This is a genomic window from Gemmatimonadales bacterium, from assembly GCA_030697825.1.
In the GTDB taxonomy this organism is placed as follows: domain Bacteria; phylum Gemmatimonadota; class Gemmatimonadetes; order Gemmatimonadales; family JACORV01; genus JACORV01.
In genome coordinates this window covers 1-1,705 of the sequence record JAUYOW010000082.1, presented here as the reverse complement: position 1 = coordinate 1,705, position 1,705 = coordinate 1, and the positions used below count along the sequence as shown (strand labels likewise).

Genomic DNA, 1,705 nt, shown 5'->3' with positions numbered 1-1,705 from the left:
GGTCGGGGAGGGGGGAAGTGGTATCCGCGGCGGCCGAGTCGTCGGACGCCATGGCGCGGGCCATGCGGCCGCGCCAGATGTTCCACGACGAGTTCGGGCTCTGGGATGGGTCGTGCCAGGTGACGCACAGGGCCAGCTGCTGTCCGTTGTGTAGCGCCTGGACCCAGACGCCGCTGACCGTGGGCGCGAAGGTCCTCGGCTTGAGGATCACCTGGCCGACCAGCGGGAAGTAGTAGCGGTCCCCCCGGGTCCAGGTGCTGTCGTCCGGCCCCGAGGGCAGGGCGCCCTCGATGCGCGCCGCGTTCACCACGTCCCGCACCCGCGGCGCCCGCTCCGGCGAGAGGCTGCGGACGAAGGCCGCGATGCGCCAGAGGTCGCCGTCAGTGATGATGTGGCCTTCGATCAGGTCGTTGAACGAAGGCATCGGGGTTGCGTCGAGCCCGGTCCGAAGGCGGCGGTAGATATCGTCCACCTCGGACCCGCCGTTGAACATCCAGTTCTGGGTGAGATCGGCGGCCCGGATGGGGTTGCCGAAGTCATCCTTCAAGGTCGGGGCCGAGCGGCCGTCGCCGCGGCCGGCGTCGCCGTGGCACTTCCAGCACTCGATGCGCCGGTAGAGGGCGAGGCCGGAGTCGATGGCCGCCTGCCCGCCGCCGGGGTTCCGTCCGAATCGGAGCGCCGTCGGGGCGTTCGCGAAGGCGGATGAGAAGCTCTTCAGGTACCGCACGACCGCCTCTCGCTCGCCGCTCGAGAGGGTGTTCTTCCACGCCGGCATGCTGGTACCGGGCATTCCCTCGTCCACGACGTGGCGGATGTCAGCGTCCGTGGGCACCTCGCCGGTCGCTGTCGACCGGACCTGATACAAGGCGCGGGTGAAGTCGCGCGGCTTGGGGAGGAGGTGGCCGGCGCCGTCGCCATCGCCTTTTCCCTGATCTCCGTGGCAGCCGGCGCACCACTTGTCGTAGACGCGGCGCCCCTCGTCGTTGGCGCCCGCGGCGGCCGGTTGCTGCTGCCGCGGCGGGGAGACCGCCGCGATCAGGGCAAGCCCCGCCAGGAGGCCGGCAGCGGCGCCGGCCAGCGCCCTAGCGCTCCGCATCGGCGCCTCCGGTCTCGAAGGTGCGCGGGTGCCAGCCGGTGTGCTCATAGAGGAACATGACCACCGCCCAGATCTCGTCCTCCGTCAGGAAGTCCTCCCAGGCCGGCATGGCCGAGTTCCAGGGGGTGCCCTCGCGCGGCAGGCCGCGGCCGCCCTTGGCGATGCGCCAGAAGACGTAGCTCTCGGTGAGCTGGGCGATCGTGCCGGGGTCGGTGAAGGAGAGCGGCGCGGGGTTGAAGGCGTGGGCGTAGTCGCCCTGGCCGTCGAACCGGTCGCCGTGGCAGAAGACGCAGTTCTGATAGTAGACGCGGCGGCCTTCGGCGATGTGGGCGGCGAGGTTGCCCTGGCTCCGGAGCGGGTTCTCGAGCCCCGCCAGGGTGATGGTCTTGCCGCGGAAGGTGATCGTGCCCGGGGGAGCGGGGTGGATCGAGCGGAGCTGGGCTCCCGCCTCGAGGCTCGGGCGAACCCGTTGTTAGGTGACGAAGCCGACGGTCAGGGGTGCGAGCACCATCAACGCGACCCGGATCCACTTCTTGTAGGCGTCCACGAGTCCCGCGTGGATCGGCTGCTTGAAGAGGCGCCAGCGCTCCTCGCTGTCGCTGACGAAGA

The 1,705-nt window shown here is 70.6% G+C and carries 2 protein-coding genes; both read right to left on the bottom strand.

All coding sequences use genetic code 11. The annotated features are described in order from the left end of the window. On the bottom strand, positions 1-1,096 hold a 1,096-nt coding region (locus Q8Q85_04360), incomplete at its 3' end, for a c-type cytochrome (GenBank protein MDP3773478.1). After that, complete coding sequence (locus Q8Q85_04355) at positions 1,083-1,421, bottom strand: cytochrome c (protein ID MDP3773477.1); 339 nt, start codon at positions 1,419-1,421, stop codon at positions 1,083-1,085. The genes Q8Q85_04360 and Q8Q85_04355, both read right to left, overlap by 14 nt. Between the last annotated feature and the right edge of the window lie 284 nt (positions 1,422-1,705).